The organism is Streptomyces sp. NPDC053541 (genome assembly GCF_044544705.1).
Taxonomy (GTDB): Bacteria; Actinomycetota; Actinomycetes; order Streptomycetales; family Streptomycetaceae; genus Streptomyces.
This window is the reverse complement of record NZ_JBITXM010000004.1, coordinates 593,640-613,921: the sequence shown is the minus strand read 5'-3', so window position 1 is coordinate 613,921 and position 20,282 is coordinate 593,640. Positions and strand designations below refer to the sequence as shown.

The window sequence follows — 20,282 nt, the reverse complement described above, 5'->3', positions numbered from 1 at the left end:
TCACCACCCGCGTTTCGGAGAAACATGCTGCACCGCCTCCTCTTCGGCACCCTGGCGAACCCCAAGGTGATCCGGTTCCTGCTGCGTTGCCGGACGGTGGTGGTGGACGGCGTCTCCCGGCCCGGGGTACGGATCGCGGGCGGGGTGCTCGCCGCGGCGGCCGGGGTCTGCGCCATCGCGTACTGCGTGGCCTTCCGCCTCACGACGGACGAGACCCGGCGCGCCGTCACGGCCTCCCCCGATCTGCGCGGCGAGCCCGGCAACGTCATGGACGTCCTGCACCTCCTCAGCGTCGTCTGGCTGGTGAGCGGTGTCGTACTGCTCGCGCTCGGCCTGCTCGTCGCTCTCGCCCGCTGGGGCAGCGTCGCGATGATCGTGGGCGGTGTGCTGTGGTGGGCGCCGCTCGGCCTCCTCGGCCTGTACCTGCCGACCGCGACCGCCCCCAAGCTGCTCGCCGCGCTCTTCGTCGGCCTGATCGTCCCGGCGACCCTGCTGTGCCCCGCGCAGCGCTTCGGCGGGACGGCGGCACGCGCGCGTACGGGCGCGGACGCGGAAGACCGTACGGGCGCGGACGCGGAAGACCGTACGGGCGCGGACGCGGGAGACCGCGCGGGCTCGGACGCGGGTACGGGCATGGGCGCCGCCTCGTGAGCCGTACGGCTCCGGGGGCCCCGGCCCGTCCCCGTACCCGTACCTCCCTCGCCTGGCCCCGCACCGTCCACGCGCTCTGCCTCGCCGACGCCCGCCGGCGGCTCAACCTCCTCGTCGGCGCGGGCCCTTCGGCGCGGCGCCGGCGCAGGGCCGCGCGGCTGGTCGTCGCCGGCGGGGCCGCCGCCGTGCTCGGTGCCCTGGTCGTCGTCGGGCGCACCCTCGGCGCGCTGGCCCCGCCCGGGCCCGACGTGCGCACCGAGCTGGCGGCGTGGACGTGGGCGCCGGTCGTGGCGTGGTTCCTGCACCAGGTCCTGACCGCCGAACCGGCGAAGGCCCGCGCCCTGGTCAGCCCGCCCGACGCGAGTGTCCTGCGCACCCTCCCGGTCTCCCGCGCCCAGCTCGTCACCGCCCGGCTGGTCGTTCCCGCCGCCGGGATCGCCGTCCTGGTGCTGGTCGCGGCGACCGCCGTCGGCGCCCCCTGGCTGGCGGGCGGCGCGGAGGGGCGCCGGCTGCTCCCGGTGTTCCTGCTGCACTGCGCGGGCGCGGCCGCGACCGCAGTCGCACTGCACATCGCCCTGGTCACGGCCCTGATGGTCCGGGTCGTGCGGATCCCCCACCTGCCGCGCCTGCTCGGCGCCGCGCTGGTCGGCGGCGCCGTCGGGGCCGTGGCCGCGCCCTTCGTACGCGCCCTCACGGACGGCACCGGCCCGTCCCGGGCCGACGTGGCCCGGCTCGTCGGTGACGCGCTCACCGCCGCCCGTCCCCAGCTGTGGACGGCCGCCCACCGCCCGGAGAACGCACTGTGGACGGCCGCCTCGTACGCCGGCCTCACGCTCCTCCTGACCGCCGCGGCCGTCCTCCGGCTGCGCGCCACCGTGCGCCGCGACGCTGCGGGTACGGGCCTCGGGGACCCGTCCACCACGGCTCCCGCGCGCGCGGGAGCGGGCAGGGCAGGCGGCTTCAGGGCCTGGTCCTCCTCCCCGTACGCCCTGGTCGGGGGGGTGACCTGGCTGCGGTTCCTGCGCGGACATCCGCAGACGGTCGGCGGCCTCGCCCGTCTCCAGCGGCTCGGCGTGCTGCTCGGCACCGGCTGCCTGGGGGTCGCCGTCGGGCTCGGCGGCCCGCTGTGGGAGCTGCCGTTCGCCGCCGTGGGCGGGCTCTTCGTGGCCGCCGCGCTGGTCACCACCGGCGAGGTCGTGCAGGTCTGCGGCATCGAGGCGGACCGGGAGTGCTGGGACGCGCTGCGGCAGGCGCCGCGGGCCGCCGGCGCCTGGGTGGCGGCGAAGGTCGCCACCGCCTCGGTGGCGGTGGCGGCGGTGACCGGTCCGTTCGCGCTCGGGATCGCGGCCCTGTGCGGCGTCCACGGCGCGGCCGGCTGGGTCCGCGCCCTCCTCGCGTACGCCGTGGTGGCCGCGGCCACCGGCTGCGCCGTCGTCCTCACGTACTTCCTCGTGCCCCGCCCCGAGGCCTTCGCCGAGGGCCGGATCACCCGGGCCCCGGCCGCCGAGGTCACGGAGGGCGTGCTCGTCGCGCTGCTCACGCTGCCGGTCACGGCGGGCGCGGGCGTGCTCTCCGCGCTGGGTGACGGGCTGGGTGACGGGCTGGGTGACGGATGGGGGAGGGACCTGGCGCACGGGGTGCTGCTCGTCCTCGCCCTCGCCGCCGGGTGGGCGGCCGTACGCGCGGTGGCGCGGAGCGACCTCCGGCCGCCCTCCGCGGACACCCGCCCCACCCCCGAAACCCCTACCTCCCGGAGCTCCCCATGACCGCCGCCGAGGCCGACATCCATCGCCACATCGACATCGACAACCACATCGACATCGACATAGACACCGACATCGCCATCGACATCGACATCGACATCAAGATCCAGGACCTCGTCGTGCACCGAGGCGAGAGCCGGGTCCTGCGCGGCCTCACCGCCCACGTTCCCGCGGGCACGACGGTGCGCGTCGCGGGCCCGAACGGCAGCGGCAAGAGCACGCTGCTGCGCGTGCTCGCCGGCCTCACCGCCCCCGACGCGGGCAGCGTCACCATCTCCGGAAAGCCGCCCGCCGACCCGGCCGTACGGGCCGTGCGCGGCTTCGTGCAGGAGCCGCCGCCGTTGTACGAACACCTCACCGCGGAGGAACAGTTGGGGCTGGTCGCGGGCGTGTGGGGGCTGCGCGCGGCCGAGCTGCGGGAACGCGCCGCGGGCCTGGGACTCGGCGACCGCTTCGACGTGCTCGTCGGGGACCTGTCCCTCGGCCAGCGCAAGAAGCTCGGCTATGTGTGCGCCACCGCGCACGAGCCGCGCCTGGTGCTGCTCGACGAGCCGTTCAACGGGCTCGACGCCGCCGCCGAGCGCGCGGTGCGCGAGGACCTCGCCCGCTGGCGGGCGGAGGGCCGCACCCTCGTCCTCGTCTCGCACGCCGACGGCTCGGTGGCGGACCTGGTGGACACCACCCTCACCCTGGGCCCCGCCGGCACGCCGGAGGGGGACGCGTGATCGAGGTCAGCGGGCTCGTGAAGTCGTACGGCGGGCGCCGGGTCTTGGACGGACTGTCGTTCACCGCCGCGCCCGGCCGCGTCACGGCCTTCCTCGGCCCCAACGGCGCGGGCAAGAGCACCACCCTGCGCATGGTCCTGGGCCTCGGCACCCCCGACGCCGGCCACGCCCTCGTCCACGGGGTCCGGTACGCCGAACTGCGCGACCCGCTCCGTACGGTCGGCGCCCTGCTCGACGCGTCCGCCTGCCATCCCGCGCGCAGCCCCCGCGCCCACCTGTCCTGGCTGGCCCGCACCCACCGGATCCCGCACGCGCGCGTGGACGAGGTGCTCGACCTGGTCGGCCTCGGCCCGGCCGCCCGCCGGCCCGTACGGGGCTTCTCGCTCGGCATGCGGCAGCGCCTCGGCATCGCCGTCGCCCTCCTGGGCGACCCGGGGACGCTGCTGCTCGACGAGCCGATGAACGGCCTCGACCCCGAGGGCATCCAGTGGCTGCGCGGCCTGCTGCGCGCGCTCGCCGACGACGGCCGCACGGTCCTCGTCTCCAGTCACCTCATGCGCGAGATGGCGGTCACCGCCGACCACGTGCTGGTGATCGGGCGCGGCCGGGTGCTGGCCGACGGCGGCCTCGCCGCCCTCCTCGACACCGACCTGCCGCCGGTCCGCCTCGTCACGCCCCGCCTCGACGAACTGGCCGACGCCCTGCGCGCGGAGGGCGGGCAGGTGACGTACGAGAACACTCCGTCCGAGAACACTCCGTCCGAGAACACTCCGTCCGAGAACACTCCGTACGGGAACACTCCGTACGAGAACATTCCCCGGACCGCGACCGTGACCGGCCTCCCGAGCACCCGCATCGGCGACATCGCCGCCCGCAACGCGTGGAGCGTCCACGAACTCACCCCGCTGCGGCCCTCCTTGGAGGAGGCGTACATGCGCCTGACGGAGGAGGCCGTGGAGTACCGGGCGGCGACCGTCGGCCCGACGACACCCCGAGTACAGGAGACCGTGCATGCCTGACGTGATCGATCCGACGGGCGTGGGCGGTGCGGTTCCCGGCATGGGGACCAGGGGCGGGGTCCGTCTGTACGACGCCGTCGCCGCCGAGTGGGTGAAGCTGCGCTCACTGCGCTCCACGTGGACCCTGCTGGCCCTCGGCGCGGTCCTCACCGTCCTGGTGAGCCTGGCGTTCTGCGCCCTCATCGGCCCCGAGTTCCGCCGCGCGGACCCGGCCCAGCGAGCCGCCCTGGACCCGGTCGGACTCACCTTCACCGGCGTGCAGTTCGGCCAGGTGCCCGTGGTGATCCTGGCGGTGCTGTCGGTCGGCGGCGAGTACGGCACCGGCATGATCCGCACCAGCCTCGCCGCCGTACCGCGCCGGGGCAGGCTCCTCGCGGCCAAACTGACCGTCCTCGGCGCCACCGGCCTGCTCTGGGGCCTGGTCACCGGCGCGGCCACCCTGACCGTCGGCAGCGCCGCCCTCGGCGCCCCGGCCCCGCTCCACGCGGCCGCGCTCCGCGCCCTGGCCGGCGCGGGCCTCTACGCGGGGCTGCTCGCGGTGCTCGCGGCGGCGCTCACCTTCGCCGTGCGCCGCTCCCTCACCGCCCTCGGCAGCCTGCTCCCCCTCCTCTTCGTCGTCTCCGGCGCCCTCGCCGCGACCCCCCGGCTCCGCCCCCTGGCCCGCCTCCTCCCGGACCGCGCCGGCCTCCGCCTGATGCAGGCCCACCAGGACACCGGCGACCTCTCCCCCACGGCCGGCGGCACCGTCCTCCTCCTGTGGGCCCTCCTGGCGGCGGCGGGCGCGTACGCCGTGCTGCGCCGCCAGGAGTGCTGAGCTACAGGGGGTGGGGGGAGGGGCATCACACCGGGCAGGGCCGGTATTCCAGGCTCAGTTCGCGGTCGACGGCGTAGCTGGTGCGCATGGAGGCGTCGGTGACCTTCTCCCAGGAGCCGTACTTCGCGTACAGCTGGTCGGCCGTCGGGCCGAGGGGGTTGCCGTACTTGGCCATGTTGCGCTCCTCCAGGACCCGGACCTCCTCCGGGGTCATGCCGGCGCGGGTGATCTCCTTGGCCTGGTTGCGCATGTCGACGAGCTCGCGGGCGATCTCCTCCTCGGTGGCGCCCGCGGCGCGCATGTCTGCCTCCGTGCGGTGCATGTCCTCCAGGAGTTCGTGGTAGCGGATGCGGGTCCGCTGGGCCTCGACCTTCTGGTCCATCGGCATCACGCGGATGCGGCACACGACGGGGTCGGTGCTCGGACACGGGTCGTCGGCGGCGACGGGCGGGGCGAGCGGGGCGGTGATGATCGAGCCGCACGCCTCGGCAGCGCCCGCCGTGGCCGCGGCCCAGGTGGTGACCAGGGCGACGGCGGTGACGAACGGGACGAGGACACGGCGCGAGAGAGTCGAGGAGAAGCGCATGGGCGCATCCTCGGCAGCGGGCCCGCGCCCGTTCACGCAGGCGCACCGGTCACGCGCGGTGATCAGACCGGCGATCACCCCGGCGAGTGATGACCGCGGCGAGTGATCGCTGCGGGCGAGTGATCACCGGGGACGGTGGAGGGCGTGGCCGCCGTTTCGGGGCTCCGCCTCAGTCCTCGAAGCCGTCGCTGGCCAGCCGCAGCGCCAGCTCCTGGAGGATCGGCTCGGTGGCCGGTACGGCGCCGGAGGCGTCGTGGGCGTCGGCGACGGCCTCGAAGGCCAGGATGAAGCCGTTGACGAGCGCGCTCAGCGGTTCCGAGAGCTGCGCGAGCACCGAGAGCCCGACCTCCTCCGCGGTGGCGTCCGCCGGCACCGCGAACTCCCCCGGGATCACCTCACCCAGCAAATCCGAGATCAGACTCTCGTCGACGCCGCCGCGGAGCGCCGTCAGTGCGGCGATGGCCTTGAGTTTGATCTCGTTCTCCGTCACGGGCAACGAGCCTAGGAGCAACACCCCTTCCGGGGGACGCAAACGCCGCGACACGCGGGGCGGAGGGGGCGCCGGCGGGGCATCACGAGGCGGCTGGGCGGCAGCGGGTTGACGATCCGTTCGTCGGTTCACCAGATGGTGGGAAGGAAACGATCCCGCATTTCACTACGCTGAGCGACGACCCCGATACTCATCGCCACCAGATCTTCTGGGCGTGACGAGTGGAGGAGACATGCGCAAGTGGGTGTCGGTGGCGATCGCCGCCGGGTTGTTCTTCGGAGGAGCCAGCGGGGCGGTGGCGGCCGGTTGGCACAGGCTGGACCTCACCACCAAGGGCGCCGCGTTCGCGGGCGAATACGCCTGGGAGCCCAAGAACAAGAACCATGGAGGTTTCCACTTCAGGGGATACCTGCAGGACTCCGTGGCCGGCGATGGCCACAACGTCTACATCCTGGCCAGGGTGGAGGCGTACCCCTTCAGCCGCTACAACGGCGTGCAGCGCCGCAAGGACGTGCACCTGGACGAGATCCTGTACGACGGCGCCGCCTTGTACTCAAGCACCGCCGACATCCGGGTCTGCCGTGACCGCGGCTCCCTCCGCCCCGACAACTGCTCCCCGACCCGCTTCTTCCGTCGATGAGCGGGCTTCTCCGCGCCGAAGGCGTTGATCTCTACTACGGGGAACACCGGGCCGTCAGCGGCGTCGACTTCACCCTCCGGCGCGGAGAAGTGGCCGCCGTCATGGGGAGCAGCGGGTCCGGGAAGTCCTCGTTGCTCTACTGCCTGGCCGGGGTCCTCGCCCCGGCCGGGGGCCGGGTGGTGTTCGAGGGGGTGGACCTCGCCGGGCTGGAGGACGAGGAGCTGAGCGCGCTGCGGCGCGAGCGCTTCGGGTTCGTCTTCCAGTACGGGGAGCTGCTGCCCGAGCTGACCGTCGAGGAGAACGCCGCCCTGCCGCTCCGGCTTGCCGGACAGCGCAAGGCGCCGGCGCACGCGGCCGCCGGGGAGGTGCTGGGGCGGCTGGGGATGACCGGGCTGCTCCAGCGCCGGACCTCGCAGTTGTCCGGCGGCCAGAGCCAGCGCGTCGCCGTCGCGCGGGCGCTCGTGCACCGGCCCGCCGTCGTGTTCGCCGACGAGCCGACCGGCGCGCTCGACAGCACCAACGCCACCGCCGTACTCGACGAGTTCCTGCGCCTCGCCCGCGACCAGGACACCGCCGTGGTGATCGTGACCCACGACGAGGGCGTCGCCGCCCGCGCCGACGTCCGCTACGCGATGGTCGACGGGGTCCTGAGCGCCGAGGTGAACGCGTGAACCCCTTCCTCCTCGGCCTGCGCCTGCTGTGGCGCGGCGGCAACCGGGCCCGCGCCCGGTTCCTGCTCATGACCGGTGGCTGCGCGCTCGGCGTGGCCTGCCTCGCCGCCGTGCTCACCATCCCCACGATCCTCGCCGCCAACGAGGGCCGCGACGCCGCCCGCAACATCCGCCTGGTCGACCCGTACGCCAGCCCGCGTCCCGTCTCGACCGTCGACGTCGCGGAACGTGAGGACGCGTACGGCGCCGAGCCGATGTACCGGGTCTTCGTCGCCCGCACCAGGCCCGGCGCCACCCCGGTGCCTCCCGGACTCGAACGGCTGCCCGCCGCCGGCGAGGCCGTCGTCTCGCCCCGGCTGCGGCGGCTCCTCGCCGAACGCCCCGCCCTCGCCGGGCTCGTACCCGGCCGGATCGTCGGCGTCATCGGGCCGGCCGGGCTCGCCGCCCCGGACGACCTCTACGCGTACATCGGCCGCACCCGCACCCAACTGCCGTCCGACTCAGGGCCCTTGGCCGGGTTCGGCAAGGGCTACGCCGACCACCAGGTCGTGGAACCGTCCACCCTCGACATCCTGCGCTTCACCCTCTCCTGTGTCGTCCTCCTCCCCCTCGCCGTCTTCCTCTCCGTCTGCGCCCGCCTCTCCGCCGAGACCCGCGCCCGCCGGCTCGCCGCACTCCGCCTCGTCGGGCTGAGCGTGAAGGACACCCTCCGGGTCAACGCCGGCGAGACCGTCGCCGCCGCCTTCCTCGGCGCGGTCGTCGGAGTCGTCGGCTACCTCGGCTTCAACGAGGTCATGGCGCGGATCGGCCTGCCGGGACTGCACTGGTACCCGGCCGACGGACGACCCGAGGCCGGCACCCTCGCCGTCTGCCTCCTGCTGTGCCCGGCCCTCGCCTGGTTCGTGGGCCGGCGGTCCTCGCGCGAGGCGGCGCTCAGGCCGCTCAACGTCCGCCGCACCGCGCAGCGCAGGCCGCCGCGGAAGTACGGCACCCTGCTCCTGCTCCCCGGCCTCGGGGTCATCGGCGGCTACTGCGTCCTCAGCGTCATCGGCCGCGACCCGTCCGGCGGCGCCGCCTCCAGTCTGCTGATCCCCGGAGCCGTGCTGCTGACCGGCGCGGGCCTCGTGTTCGGGCTCGCCCCCATGACCGCCTGGCTCGCCCGGAAGCTCGCCGACCGCGTGCAGTCCCTGCCGCTCGCCCTCGCGATGCGGCGCGCCGAGGTCGAACCGGGCAGCGCGCTGCGGGTCGTCACCGGCCTCGTGCTGCTGGTGTACGCGACCTCGCTCACCCAGGGCGTGCTCGTGGAACTGGACCAGGTGAGCCGGCGCACCGCGCCCGTACAGGAGTACCAGATCCCCCTGAACGAGCTGGACGACCGCCAGCGCGAGCAGTTGGCCCGCATCGATGGCGTCCGGGCGAGCGTCGTCGGCCTCTCGTCCTGGACCCCCGTCGGCAGCGATCCCTCCCCCTACGTGCAGGCCGTGGTCGCCACCTGCGCCCAAGTGGCCGCCTTCGTCGAGTCGTCGAAGGGCTGTGTGGACGGCAAGGTCATCCGGCTGCACCGGCCGGGGGACCCGCCGGACTACGACGCCAAGCCCGGCGCCTCCTACCCGTTCGAGCTGAGGGACGGACGGCATCGCACGCTCACCGTGCCGCACGAGCAAGTCGTAGTCGAGGTCTACGACCCCTCCGTCATCTCACCGGGCGGACTCCTCATCCCGCCGTCCGTCCTGCCGGGGGCCGAGCTGTCACGCGACGAGGCCACGCTCTACCTCGTCACCCCCGCCGACCCCACCACCGTCCGCGCCACCCTCGACGCCATCGGGGCCATCGCCCCCACCGCGCACGTCGAGCCCGTCGGCATCGTCGTGGAGTCGCTGCACCAGCTCACCGTGATCCGCAGCCTGCTCGTGTCCGGGATGGTGCTCGGGCTCGTCGTCGGGGTGGCGGCGTTCGGGGTGTCCGTGGCCGATCGGGCGATGGAGCGGCGGGGGCAGGTGGCCGCGCTCGCGCTGTTGGGGGCGCGGGGCGGGACGTTGCGGGTGGCGCAGTGTGCGCAGGTCGTGCTGCCGCTCGGGGTGGGGCTCGGGGCGGCTGTGGTGACCGGGTGGCTCGCGGAGTCGAGCTATCTGATCACCGGGGGCGGGGCCGTGCACTGGGACTGGGAGGGGTTGCCGCTGCTCGTGGGGTGCGCGGTCGGGGTGCTGGTGGTCGGTGGGGTGGCGGCGCTGCCGGTCGTACGGCGGCACGTCGATCCGGAGCACATCCGGCGGGACTGAGCAGGAAGTGACGGGCAACACGAAAGGATCGCGGGGCGCGCCGATGAGTTCTCGGCGCGCCCCACGTCTACCTCTTCGCAAGCCCCACCACGGCGTCCCGACGAGAAGAGGTCACGTCATGTCCAGCACCGCTGCCACCCCCGCCAAGGCGCCCGTCAAGGGTCCCGCCAGCTACTTCCCCTCCATCGAGAAGAAGTACGGGCGCCCCATCGCCGAGTGGCTGGAGATCGTCGACGCCTCCCCGCTCGTCAAGCACATGGAGCTGGTCGGCTGGCTCAAGAGCGAGTACGGGCTCGGGCACGGCCACGCCAACGCCCTCGTCGCGCACGTCCTCGCCGGCCGGAAGGCATAGCTCCCGTTCGAGGTCCGTCGTGGCCGTGCGTTCCGTGACGCGGGACGTCAGGGCGAGCGTCGCGGCCGCGGTGGCGAGGCCGGCGGCGAGGGCGGTCCACCAGAGGGCGGCGGGGCCGAGGCCCGTGTAGAGGGTGACGCCCAGGGTGAGGGAGCCGAAGCGGGCGACGCCCCAGGTCCAGCTGAACGCGCCCTGGTAGCGGCCGCGGGCGTGTGCCGGGGCCAGGTTGGCGACGACGGCGGCGCCGATGCCGGCGACCACGACCTCGCCGAGCGACCAGACGACGACCGAGACGGCGAAGCCGGCCGTGCTGTCGGCGAGTCCGGTGAGGGCGACGCCGACGGCGATGAGGACACTGCCCGCGACGTGCACGGGCAGTTGCGGCAGGCGGGCGAGCCGCGCGGTGGTGAAGGGCTGGAGCCCGACCACCAGGACGGCGTTGAGCGCGGCCATCGTGCCGTACACGGCGGGGGACAGGCCGTGGTCGCGGATGGCGAGCGGCAGGGCGACCTCGGTGAGGGAGTAGACGAACAACTGCACGCCGAAGAGCGGCAGGAGGAGGACGGCGAGGCGGTCGCGCAGGACGACGCCGTACCCGAGGCCGTCGCCGGCGGGCCGGGGGCCGCGGGGCGGCTCGGTCAGCCGGGTGGCGACCACCACCGCGTACAGCAGCATCGAACCGGCGTCGACGGCGAACAGCAGCCAGTACCCCTGCGCGGCGAGGAAGCCGCCGAGGACGCCCGCGACCGCCGTGCCGATGTTCACGCCCCAGCCGAAGAGGGCGTACGCGCGCTGCCGGCGCTCCGCGTCGACGGCGTCGGCCATCAGCGCGTACGCCGCCGGGGACACGGCCATGCCAGTGGCGCTGATCAGCAGCGCCGCGGCCGCCATCGTCCACACCCCGGGCGCCACGAACAGCGCGCCCTGTGCCAGGGCCGAGCCGAGCAGACCGATCAGCATCGTCGGGCGGCGGCCGACGCGGTCGGCGAGGACGCCGCCGACGGCCGGGCCGACGAGGTTGCCGGCGCCGAGCGCGCCGAGGACGTACGTGGTGTCGGTGCCGGTGACCCCGCGCGAGGCGAGGAAGAAGACGAGGAACGGGGTGACGAGGTAGCCGAGCCGGTTGATCACCGTGCCCGCGAACACCGTCCAGACGACGGACGGAAGGTTCCCGAACGAGGAGAAGGAGGAGGAAGAGGAAGAGGAAGGGGAAGAGGGGGCAGAGGAGGTGGGCGAAGGGGCGGTCTTCGCGGGGTTGGAGGGCTTGGAGGGCTTGGAGGGCATGGGAGGAGCTTGCGAGGGTGTCCCCCGGACCCTCCAATGATTAAGCTCCAGCCGAATCTATCCGCCGTCTCACCGTCCCACCGTCCAACCGTCCACCCGACGACCGCCGTTCACGGGGGCAGCAGGCACACATGGACTCCGCGCTCAGCTTCTCCGCCGCCGACCTCGCCCAGACCCGCTTCGCGGTCTCCCCCATGTGGGAGGTCGTCACCAGCTTCCGTCTCCTCCGCAACGCCAACACACCATCCCTGCACCGGCGTTGGGCTGACCAGGTACGGCCCCGCGTACGCGCCGCCGGGCTCGACCGGGGGCGGCTCGCCGCGCTCGTGCCGGCGCGCGGCTACCTCGCCGACTTCCTCACTCCCACCCCCGCCGGGCCGTTCCCCACCCTGGAGGGGGAACTCGACGCCATCGAGCGCACGCCCGCCGAGCAGATCGCCCGCGACCTGGAGACGCTCGGAATCACCACCCGAAACCCGCCCGGGAACCCGCCCGCGAACCCGCCCGGGAACCCACCCGGCACCACGCCGGCGCCCCTGGCCGGGCTCCGCGACGAGCTCCTCACCTACTGGGAACTCGCCCTCGCCCCCTACTGGGCGCGCATCCGCGGCCTCCTCGAAGCCGATGTGTTCCACCGTGCCCGCCAGGTCGCCGAACACGGATCGGCGCGCGTGCTCGGCGAGCTCCACGAGACCGTGCGCTGGGACGACGGCACGCTCCGGCTCGTCCGGCGGGCCTGCGCGCTCACCCGGGACCAGGCGGGGTCGGGGCTGCTGCTGATCCCGTCCGCGTTCGCGTGGCCGCGGGTCCTGACCCGCTCGGTCGCCCCCGATCCGCCCCAACTGGCCTATCCGGCCCGGGGCATCGGCAACCTCTGGGAGCCGCGCACCACCTCCACCGCCACCGAGGCCGTCGCCGGCGTCCTCGGACGGTCCCGCGCCCTGCTGCTCGCCGAGCTCGACACCCCGGCGTCCACCACCCAGCTCGCGACCGTCCTCCCGCTCTCCGCCGCCGCCGTGTCCCAGCACCTCACCGCCCTGCGCCACGCCGGTCTCGTCACCGCGCACCGCAGCGGCCGGTCCGTCCTCTACGCCCGCACCGCCGTCGCCGATGCGCTGCTCTGCCCGGACGCCACCGGCTCCCCCGCCCGGACCGACTCCCCCACCCGGACCGACTCCCCCTTGGAGCCCCGATGACCACGGCCCCCTGGACCGAGCACGTGCTCGTACGGAAGAGCGCGCGCGAGCCCGAGGGCGTACGGCTCTCCCTGCGCGACTGGGGCGGCGACGGGCGGCGGCCCTTCCTGCTGCTCCACGGGCTCGCCGGGCACGCCGGCGAATGGGACGGGCTCGCCCGGCGGCTGCGCGCCGACGGACATCGGGTCCTCGCGCTCGACCAGCGCGGGCACGGGGCGAGCGAGCGGCACCCGGTCGACGTGTCGCGTGCCGCGTACGTCGCCGACGCCCTCGCCGTACTCGATCACTTCGCGCTCGACGGGGCCGTCCTCCTCGGGCAGTCGTACGGCGCGCATGCCGCGCTCCTCGCCGCCGGCAGCCCGGAGGCGGAGCGGCGGGCGGCCCGTCTCGCCGCCGTCGTCCTCGTCGAGGCCGGTCCCGCGGCGGCCGAGCCCTCGGTCCTGGACGAGGTCGGGGGCTGGCTGCGGGCCTGGCCGGTGCCGTTCCCGGACCGGGAGGCGGCCGTCGCGCATCTCGGCGGCGGTCCCGTAGGGGAAGGCTGGGCCGACGGCCTGGAGGTACGGGACGACGGCCTCTGGCCCCGATTCGACCCCGAGGTGATGGTGGCCTCACTCGCCGAGAACACCCGCCCCGACCACCCCGGCTGGTGGCGGGAGTGGGCGGCGATCCGCGTCCCCGTCCTCGCCGTGCTCGGCGAGAAGGGGATCATCGCGGCCGAGGAGTACGCGGAGATGGCCCGGCTCCAGCCCGACCGCCTGCACGGCGTCGGCCTGCCCGGAGCCGGCCACGACCTGCACCTGGAGCGGCCCGAACTGCTCCACGCGCTCGTACGGGCCTTCCTCGCCGGGACGCGACTCGCGTAACCCGCAAGGCCGGAGGGCAAAGTCCACAGCCCACCCCTCCCCCCTTCCGGCCCCATGGGACCCAACTCCCTTGCCCTGAAGTGCACTCCAACACCTAGGGTGCGGCGCATGCGTTATCGGGTACTCGGCGGGACCGGGATCGAAGTCAGCACGTACTGCCTCGGCACGATGATGTTCGGGGCCATCGGCAATCGCGACCACCAGGACTGCGCGCGGATCATCCACAGCGCCCTGGACCAGGGCATCAACTTCGTCGACACCGCCGACATGTACTCGGCGGGCGAGTCCGAGGAGATCGTCGGCAAGGCGCTGAGCGACCCGCGGCGCCGGGACGACACCGTCCTCGCCACCAAGGTGTACTTTCCGGTCGGCGACGACGGCCCCAACCGAGGCGGTTCGTCCCGCCGTTGGATCGTGCAGGCGGTGGAGAACAGCCTGCGGCGGCTCGGCACCGACCGGATCGACCTCTACCAGGTGCACCGGCCCGACGAGCGCACCGACCTCGAGGAGACCCTCGACGTCCTCGGCGACCTCGTCACCCAGGGGAAGATCCGGGCCTTCGGCTGCTCCTCCTTCCCCGCCGAGCGGATCGTCGAGGCGCACGCCGTCGCCGAGCGGCGCGGGCTGCGCCGCTTCCGCACCGAGCAGCCGCCGTACTCGCTGCTCGCCCGGGGCGTCGAGACCTCCGTGCTGCCCGTCGCGCAGCGGTACGGGATGGGCGTGCTGACCTGGTCGCCGCTGGCGTCCGGCTTCCTCACCGGCAAGTACCGCAAGGGGCGCCCGATGGACCTCGGCTCCGGGCGGCCCACGCTCCATCCGCACCGCTTCGACCCGGAGCTGCCGGTGACCGCGGCCAAGCTCGACGCGGTCGAGGAGTTCACCGCGCTCGCCGAGGAGATCGGCCACACGCTGCCCGAACTCGCGATCGCCTTCGCGGCGGCCCACCCGGCGGTCACCTCCGTCATCCTCGGGCCGCGCACCCAGGAGCAGTTGGACGGCCTGCTCAAGGGCGCCTCCCTGGAGCTCGACGACGAGGTCCTGGACCGGATCGACGCCATCGTGCCGCCCGGCACCGACGTCTACCGGCCGGACGGGGTCTGGCAGCCGCGTTCCCTCACCGACCCGAGGGCCCGGCGCCGCCCGGCCGGCGAGCGCGCCGCCGCGGACTGAGGGCCCGCGTGATCCGTGATCCATGATCCGTGATCCCGGATCCCGGATCGGAATCGGGATCGGGATCGGGATCGGGATCGGTCCATCCGTGATCCTGCTCCTGCGTCGCACTCCAGCTCCTGCATTCTTGGGGCCATGGGTGAGAGTGGGACGACAGCACCGCTGAGAACGATCGCTCCCGAGGAGCGCCGGGCCCGGCTCGCGGTGCGCCACCGGCTGGCGGGCGCGGCCAGGGCGGCGACCGCCGAGGAGGTCGCCGACTCGCTCGTGGCGCTGCACGCGACGGACCCGGCGACGGTGTTCCTGGCGGCGGGCGCACGGCTGGCGCCGGGACGTGACCCGGTGGCGGAGGTGGAGCGCGCGCTGTACGGCGAGGGGGCGGGGTACCGCGAGGGGGCGAAGCCCGGCAGCGGGATCGTGCCCGGCAACGGGATCACGCCCGACGGAGGAACCCCGCCCGACGGAGGAACCACGTCCAACGGAGGAACCCCGCCCGACGAAGGAACCACGTCTGCCGAAGGAACCACGTCTGCCGAATCCGGGGCCTTCCGCCGGGCGTCGACGGCGCTGACGCGGATGCACGGCATGCGGCACACCGTCTTCGTCGTGCCGTCGCGGCTGGCCGCCGTCGTCCACGCCTCGACCGCCGACGCCGCCTCCGCCCGCGAACGCGCCCGGCTGGTCAAGCAGTTGGTGGCCGGCAGTGACTACGACGCGGCCTGGCTCGCCGAGACCGAGCGGCAGGTCCTGGCCGAGCTGGCGGCGCGCGGCGAGGCGACCGGCACGGAGCTCGGGGCGGCCGTGCCGCGGCTGCGGGCGCAGTACGTGTACGGGGTGGGCACCAGCCAGGAGGGGCCTCAGTCGGTCGGGAGCCGGGTGCTGCGGGTGCTGGGCATGGAGGGGCGGATCGTGCGGGGCCGGCCGCAGGGCGGCTGGACGTCGAGCCGGTTCCGCTGGGCGCCGGCCCCGCCGTACGCGGAGCTCGCGCCGGACGAGGCGCAGGCGGAGCTCGTACGGCACTGGCTGGCCGCGTACGGTCCGGCGACCGAGGCGGACCTGAAGTGGTGGACGGGCTGGAAGGCCACGGACGTGCGGCGCGCGCTCGCGGCGGTGGGCGCGGTACGGGTGGCCCTGGCGGACGAGGCCGGGACGGGGGCCGGGTCCGGAGCCGGAGCCGGAGCCGGGCCCGAGGTCGTGGGGTATCTGCTGCCGGACGACCTCGATCCCGTACCGGCGCCGGAGGAACCGTGGGCGGCGCTGCTGCCGGCGCTCGATCCGACGCCGATGGGCTGGCAGTCCCGCGACTGGTACCTGGATCCTGCGCACCGGGCCGCGCTCTTCGACCGGAGCGGGAACATCGGGCCGACGGTGTGGTGGAACGGGCGGATCGTCGGCGGCTGGGCGCAGCGCGCGGACGGCGAGGTCGTGTGGCGGGCGCTGGCGGAGCTGGACGGCGAGGCGGTCCGCGCGGTGGACGCGGAGGCGGCGCGGCTGGCGGACTGGGTCGGCGCGGTCCGGGTCACGCCCCGTTTCCGTACGCCCCTGGAGAAGGAACTCACCTCGTGACCGGCACCGACCTGCTGCTGATCTCCGCGCAGCGCACCTCCACGGCGCTGCTCCTCGCCGATGCGGCCCGGCGGCGCGGGATGGTGAGCCGGGTGCTCGACGGGCGGGCGGTGGCGGACGGCGTGGTGCGCCCGGGCGAGGCCGTGCACTGGCACGGCGGACCGCGGCTCGCCGACCGGATCACCCGGCGGCCCGGGCCCGACCTCGAACCCGGACCAGGACCCGGACCCGGCCTTGGCCTCGGCCTTGACCTCGGGCTTCTGGAGCCGGGGGACGGGTGGCTGGCGGGGCTGCCGCGGGAGTTCACGCGCCGGCGGATCACGCTGGAGCCGTTCTCGTCCGTACGACGGGAGGCGCGGGGGCCGGTGTTCCTGAAGCCGCCGTCGGACAAGTCCTTCGCGCCGGGGGTGTACGGCTCCGGGCCCGACCGCGGCCCCGCCGCACGCGACCTCGCGGACCTCGCGGACCTCGCCCGCACGCTGGCCCCGCATACCCCGGTGCTGGTCTCGGACCCGGTGACGTTCACGGCGGAGTACCGCCTCTTCGTCCTCGACGGGCGGGTGGTGACCGGCAGCCGCTACGCGGTGTACGGGCGGCTCGACCCGGGCCCGCTCGCGCCGGGGGCTCGCGGTTTCGGCGAGGAGCTGCTCGCGGCGGTGGGCGGGACGCTGCCGAGCGGGGTGGTCGTGGACGTGGGCACCCTGGAGGGCGGGGGCTGGGCGGTGGTGGAGGCGAACATGGCGTGGTTCGCCCAGTGCTACGCGGCGGACCCCGACGCCGTCCTGGACGTCGTGCTGCGGGCGGCGGGCCCCCTCTCGCGGGTCACGGAGCGGGACCGCTCGTTCCTCCGGGTGACATCGCGCCCGGAATCGGGCTGAGCGGTGGCCGCCGCGGCCGTGCTCCGGCGTCCTGGTGGAAGAAGCACATACGCACAGACTTCCTTGGACGAGGAGCACGCCGTGAAATACCTCGTGATGGTGCAGGGCTCGCAGGCCGACTACGACGCGATGAAGGGCGAGGCCTCGCCGCAGAGCCCGGCCTGGAGCGAGCAGGACCTGCGGGCGATGTTCGCCTACATGAACTCGATCAACGACGACCTCGCGGAGAGCGGCGAGTGGATCGACGGCCAGGGCCTGGTCGAACCGTCCAGGACCCGCTTCGTCACCGCCGACTCCGAGGGCCGCCCCGTCGTGCAGGACGGCCCCTACGATCCGGCCCAGGCGGTCCTCGCCGGCTACTGGGTCCTCGAATGCACGAGCCTGGACCGCGTCACGGAGATCGCCGCCCGCGTCGCCCAGTGCCCCCAGCCCCCGGGCGCCCCCGAGTACCCGGTGGTGATCCGCCCGATCGACGAGTCGGGCGGCTCCGACCTCGGCCCGGCCACGGACACCGCCACCGGGTGACCTGGCCTCTGTCGCCCCCCCCGGTACCGGCACCGGTACCGGGGGGGCGCCCCCGGGTCTTCGCCGCCTCCCCGCCGCCCCCTGGCCCGTCTCAGGCGTCCTGCCTGAGACGGGCCAGGGTCGTGTCGAGGTCCAGGGCGCAGGAGGTGGTGCGGTTGTGGGGGAGTTTGGCGAGGAGGGCCGCCATGCCGCAGGTGTTGGTGAGGGCCGAGAAGACCAGGCCGGCCGCGATCGCCGCCGAGAGGAGCTGGAAGGCGGGGTGGGCCAGGAGGGCGAGGAGGAGGCCCAGGAGGACGAGGGTGCCGGCGGTGAGGCGGACCTGGCGGTCCATGGCCCAGGGTGTGCGGGTGGGGGCGGGGCCCTGCGGGTGGGCGAGGGCGTGGCCGAGGGCGGACCAGGCGGAGGTGCCGCCGGCGAGGTCGAGCGCCGGGATGCCGTGGGCGGCGAGGCGGGTGCAGGCGGTGCGGGAGCGGTTGCCGGACTGGCAGACGACGAGCAGCTCGCGGCGGGCCGCGGCCTCCTTGAGTGCGGGGACGGCCCGGTCGAGGCGGTCGAGCGGCACGTTGAGGGCGCCGGGCAGGTGGCCGCCCGCGTACTCGGCGGGGGTGCGGACGTCGATGACGGTCAGTTCGGCGAGCCGGGCGTGCGTCCGGTCGACGTCGAGGGAGGCGGGGGTGGGCATCGCAGGTGTCATCCTTGGTTTTCGACGGGACCCCGTGGTGGGGAGTAAATTACCCCCTGGGGTATCTGCTGAGGAGTGGTTGTGGAACTGGATCTCGCGGGCGCCGAGCTCAAGGCCGTGCTGAACCGGCTGCGCCGGGCGCAGGGGCAGATCTCCGGCGTGATCCGGATGATCGAGGAGGGCCGCGACTGCGAGGAGGTCGTGACCCAGCTCGCGGCCGCTTCCCGGGCCCTCGACCGGGCCGGGTTCGCGATCATCGCGACCGGTCTCCAGCAGTGCCTGACGGACATGGAGAACGGGCGCCGCGACGGCGAGGACCCCGAGCAGATGCGGGCCCGCCTGGAGAAGCTCTTCCTCTCCCTGGCCTGACCCCCACCCGCCCCGGGCGCGCCCCGCACCCGCCTACACGGCGAGGTCCAGGAGCATCAGGGCCGCGACCGCGAGGAGCACCACCCCGAAGGCCCGGCGCAGCGCGTCCGCCGGGATGCGGGAGGCGAGCCGCCGGCCGTCCCAGGCCGCCAGGACCGCCGCGCCCGTGAACGGGGCCACGACCGCCCAGTCCACCGGCGCCGAGCCGCCCGCCCTGGCCAGCAGCGCGACCAGCGCGTTGACCGCGACGACCAGCAGGCTGGTGCCCACCGCGGGACGCATCCGCAGGCCGACGACCTGCACCAGCGCCGGTACGGTCAGGAAGCCGCCGCCCACCCCGAGCACCCCGGTCACGGCGCCGAGCCCGGCGCCCGCGCCCACGACGGCCGGGGCCGAGCGGCGCGCGCCGGCCCCTTCGCCCGGCTCCCCGCCCCGCTCCCCGGCCGGCGCCTCGGCAGGCTCCCCGGCCGGCGCCCGGCGGATCATCCCGAGCGCCGCGACCGCCGCCACCCCCGCGAAGCCGAGGGTGAGCAGCCGGTCCGGGAGGCGTGCGGAGAGCAGGCCGCCCAGCGCCGCCGGCAGCAGTCCGGCCGCGGCGAACAGCGCTCCCGTACGCCACTGGACCTGCCCGTCGCGGGCGTGCCCGTACAGCGCGGTGGCGGCCGTGCCGAGCACGATGACCAGGCTGGCCGTCGCGGCGGCGGCCGGGCCGAAGCCGAGCAGGTAGATCAGCGCGGGCACGGCGAGGACGCTGCCGCCCCCGCCCAGCGCGCCGAGCGCGAGCCCGACCACACCCCCGGCCGCCAGCGCGGCCACGGTGGTCACCATCGCCCGTCCTCCTCCCTGTCTCCGAAACCACAGCCCGCAACCCACCCCCGAGATACCTCGGGGGGTATACGAGCGAACGGCGTCGACCCTAACAGAATTACCCCCGGGGGTATATTTCGCGATCAAGCGGAGCGCTATCCGGTTCCTTCGGTGCGGGGCGGTATCCTCGACAGCGAGAACGGAACGGCGCACGCGAGGGGGACGCGCGGACCAGGAAGGCAGGAAGCGGCCGATGAGCACCACCGGGCGGCAGCACGACGACGGATCCACCCCCGGGTCCACCGGCCCCCTGCTCGACCTCCTCCCCGGCGTCGGCGGCCCCCCGCCCGAGCGGGCCGACGCCGCCCGCAACCGGCGCAAGATCCTCGACGCCGCCGCCCGGATCGTCGCCGAGCAGGGCCCCGAGGCCGTGACCATGAACCAGGTCGCCCACGCCAGCGGCATCGGCGTCGGCACCGTCTACCGGCGCTTCGGCGACGTCTCCCAGCTGCTCTGGGCGCTGCTCGACGACCGCGAGCGCCAGTTCCAGGAGGCCTGTCTGAGCGGGCCGCCGCCGCTCGGACCCGGCGCGCCCGCCGCCGAGCGGCTCGACGCCTTCCTCGACGCCCTGGTCGACCGCGTCGTCGAGCAGCGCGACCTCCTCCTCGCCGCCCAGACCGCCGCACCCGTCGCCCGCTACACCAGCGGCGCCTACCTCGCGATGCACACCCACGTCACCCTGCTGATCGCGCAGGCCCGCCCCGACACCAACGCCCCGCTCCTCGCCCACCTCCTCCTCGCCCCGTTCTCGCCGAGCCTGATGCACCACCTCTCCCACGAGCAGCAGCTGTCGGCCGCCGAACTCAAGGTGGGCGTACGGCAGTTGCTCGGCCTCCGGCCCGGCGCGGCCCCCGCCGCCCCGGCTCCCCCGTCCAGCACCTGAAACGCCCTG

Annotated in this window: 22 protein-coding genes and 1 pseudogene; 18 read left to right on the top strand and 5 right to left on the bottom strand. The window is 74.7% G+C overall.

Going from position 1 to position 20,282, the window contains the following annotated elements; all coding sequences use genetic code 11:
• Positions 1-24: 24 nt before the first annotated feature.
• Genes ACIGW2_RS13425 through ACIGW2_RS13405 form a run of 5 tightly spaced genes read left to right on the top strand, consistent with a single transcriptional unit; the run spans position 25 to position 4,972 of the window.
• Positions 25-651 (top strand): hypothetical protein, encoded by a 627-nt coding sequence (locus tag ACIGW2_RS13425; protein ID WP_399843417.1) that lies wholly within the window; start codon positions 25-27, stop codon positions 649-651.
• Positions 648-2,417: a hypothetical protein gene (locus ACIGW2_RS13420; protein ID WP_399843414.1), complete on the top strand. Its 1,770-nt coding sequence runs from the start codon at positions 648-650 to the stop codon at positions 2,415-2,417. The genes ACIGW2_RS13425 and ACIGW2_RS13420 overlap by 4 nt, the downstream gene beginning before the upstream one ends.
• The gene (locus ACIGW2_RS13415; protein ID WP_399843411.1) at positions 2,414-3,139 is read left to right on the top strand and encodes an ATP-binding cassette domain-containing protein; all 726 of its coding nucleotides are present in this window, start codon (positions 2,414-2,416) and stop codon (positions 3,137-3,139) included. Before ACIGW2_RS13420 ends, ACIGW2_RS13415 begins: the two co-directional genes overlap by 4 nt.
• Positions 3,136-4,158, top strand: coding sequence for an ATP-binding cassette domain-containing protein (locus tag ACIGW2_RS13410; RefSeq protein ID WP_391655848.1), 1,023 nt, complete (start codon positions 3,136-3,138; stop codon positions 4,156-4,158). Before ACIGW2_RS13415 ends, ACIGW2_RS13410 begins: the two co-directional genes overlap by 4 nt.
• Entirely contained in the window at positions 4,151-4,972 is an 822-nt protein-coding gene (locus ACIGW2_RS13405; RefSeq protein WP_399843407.1) for an ABC transporter permease, read from the top strand. Before ACIGW2_RS13410 ends, ACIGW2_RS13405 begins: the two co-directional genes overlap by 8 nt.
• Before the next feature lie 25 nt (positions 4,973-4,997).
• On the opposite strand, the gene ACIGW2_RS13400 is transcribed toward ACIGW2_RS13405, so the two are convergent.
• Positions 4,998-5,558: a hypothetical protein gene (locus tag ACIGW2_RS13400; RefSeq protein ID WP_399843405.1), complete on the bottom strand. Its 561-nt coding sequence runs from the start codon at positions 5,556-5,558 to the stop codon at positions 4,998-5,000.
• A gap of 169 nt (positions 5,559-5,727) precedes the next feature.
• Positions 5,728-6,048, bottom strand: coding sequence for a hypothetical protein (locus ACIGW2_RS13395; RefSeq protein ID WP_361579017.1), 321 nt, complete (start codon positions 6,046-6,048; stop codon positions 5,728-5,730).
• Positions 6,049-6,262: 214 nt separating this feature from the next.
• Between ACIGW2_RS13395 and ACIGW2_RS13390 the strand changes: the two genes are divergently transcribed.
• The 4 genes from ACIGW2_RS13390 (at position 6,263) to ACIGW2_RS13375 (ending at position 9,990) form a co-directional block, all read left to right on the top strand.
• On the top strand, positions 6,263-6,688 hold the full coding sequence (locus ACIGW2_RS13390; RefSeq protein WP_399843402.1) for a hypothetical protein: 426 nt from the start codon (positions 6,263-6,265) through the stop codon (positions 6,686-6,688).
• Positions 6,685-7,359 carry an ABC transporter ATP-binding protein gene (locus tag ACIGW2_RS13385; protein WP_399843399.1) on the top strand — a complete coding sequence of 225 codons (675 nt, stop codon included), beginning with the start codon at positions 6,685-6,687 and terminating at the stop codon, positions 7,357-7,359. Before ACIGW2_RS13390 ends, ACIGW2_RS13385 begins: the two co-directional genes overlap by 4 nt.
• A complete protein-coding gene (locus ACIGW2_RS13380; protein WP_399843397.1) occupies positions 7,356-9,638 on the top strand; it encodes an FtsX-like permease family protein in 2,283 nt (760 codons plus the stop codon). The genes ACIGW2_RS13385 and ACIGW2_RS13380 overlap by 4 nt, the downstream gene beginning before the upstream one ends.
• A gap of 118 nt (positions 9,639-9,756) precedes the next feature.
• Entirely contained in the window at positions 9,757-9,990 is a 234-nt protein-coding gene (locus tag ACIGW2_RS13375) for a DUF4287 domain-containing protein (RefSeq protein WP_361579160.1), read from the top strand.
• Positions 9,991-10,023: 33 nt separating this feature from the next.
• Here ACIGW2_RS13375 and ACIGW2_RS13370 read toward each other — a convergent pair.
• A pseudogene (locus tag ACIGW2_RS13370) lies at positions 10,024-11,121 on the bottom strand (MFS transporter); the annotation flags it as partial.
• Position 11,122: 1 nt separating this feature from the next.
• On the opposite strand from ACIGW2_RS13370, the gene ACIGW2_RS13365 reads away from it, so the two are divergent.
• The 7 genes from ACIGW2_RS13365 (at position 11,123) to ACIGW2_RS13335 (ending at position 17,472) form a co-directional block, all read left to right on the top strand.
• Positions 11,123-11,314 carry a hypothetical protein gene (locus ACIGW2_RS13365; protein ID WP_399843396.1) on the top strand — a complete coding sequence of 64 codons (192 nt, stop codon included), beginning with the start codon at positions 11,123-11,125 and terminating at the stop codon, positions 11,312-11,314.
• A 91-nt stretch (positions 11,315-11,405) separates the two neighbouring features.
• Entirely contained in the window at positions 11,406-12,470 is a 1,065-nt protein-coding gene (locus ACIGW2_RS13360) for a DUF5937 family protein (protein WP_399843393.1), read from the top strand.
• Positions 12,467-13,333, top strand: coding sequence for an alpha/beta fold hydrolase (locus ACIGW2_RS13355; RefSeq protein WP_399843391.1), 867 nt, complete (start codon positions 12,467-12,469; stop codon positions 13,331-13,333). The genes ACIGW2_RS13360 and ACIGW2_RS13355 overlap by 4 nt, the downstream gene beginning before the upstream one ends.
• 108 nt (positions 13,334-13,441) lie before the next feature.
• The gene (locus tag ACIGW2_RS13350) at positions 13,442-14,503 is read left to right on the top strand and encodes an aldo/keto reductase (RefSeq protein ID WP_356070793.1); all 1,062 of its coding nucleotides are present in this window, start codon (positions 13,442-13,444) and stop codon (positions 14,501-14,503) included.
• Between the two features lie 135 nt (positions 14,504-14,638).
• Positions 14,639-16,069 (top strand): winged helix DNA-binding domain-containing protein, encoded by a 1,431-nt coding sequence (locus ACIGW2_RS13345; RefSeq protein ID WP_399843388.1) that lies wholly within the window; start codon positions 14,639-14,641, stop codon positions 16,067-16,069.
• Positions 16,066-16,947, top strand: coding sequence for an ATP-grasp domain-containing protein (locus tag ACIGW2_RS13340; RefSeq protein WP_399843385.1), 882 nt, complete (start codon positions 16,066-16,068; stop codon positions 16,945-16,947). The genes ACIGW2_RS13345 and ACIGW2_RS13340 overlap by 4 nt, the downstream gene beginning before the upstream one ends.
• 81 nt (positions 16,948-17,028) lie before the next feature.
• A complete protein-coding gene (locus ACIGW2_RS13335; RefSeq protein WP_399843382.1) occupies positions 17,029-17,472 on the top strand; it encodes a YciI family protein in 444 nt (147 codons plus the stop codon).
• A 91-nt stretch (positions 17,473-17,563) separates the two neighbouring features.
• Here the strand turns inward: ACIGW2_RS13335 and ACIGW2_RS13330 are convergent, their stop codons facing one another.
• Positions 17,564-18,154, bottom strand: coding sequence for a rhodanese-like domain-containing protein (locus tag ACIGW2_RS13330; RefSeq protein WP_399843379.1), 591 nt, complete (start codon positions 18,152-18,154; stop codon positions 17,564-17,566).
• An 81-nt stretch (positions 18,155-18,235) separates the two neighbouring features.
• On the opposite strand from ACIGW2_RS13330, the gene ACIGW2_RS13325 reads away from it, so the two are divergent.
• Complete coding sequence (locus ACIGW2_RS13325) at positions 18,236-18,523, top strand: metal-sensitive transcriptional regulator (protein WP_361578997.1); 288 nt, start codon at positions 18,236-18,238, stop codon at positions 18,521-18,523.
• Positions 18,524-18,556: 33 nt separating this feature from the next.
• Here ACIGW2_RS13325 and ACIGW2_RS13320 read toward each other — a convergent pair whose 3' ends face one another.
• On the bottom strand, positions 18,557-19,351 hold the full coding sequence (locus ACIGW2_RS13320; RefSeq protein WP_391655864.1) for a sulfite exporter TauE/SafE family protein: 795 nt from the start codon (positions 19,349-19,351) through the stop codon (positions 18,557-18,559).
• 232 nt (positions 19,352-19,583) lie between these two features.
• Here ACIGW2_RS13320 and ACIGW2_RS13315 point away from each other — a divergent pair, with 232 nt between their 5' ends.
• On the top strand, positions 19,584-20,273 hold the full coding sequence (locus tag ACIGW2_RS13315) for a TetR/AcrR family transcriptional regulator (RefSeq protein ID WP_399843374.1): 690 nt from the start codon (positions 19,584-19,586) through the stop codon (positions 20,271-20,273).
• Positions 20,274-20,282: the final 9 nt, after the last annotated feature.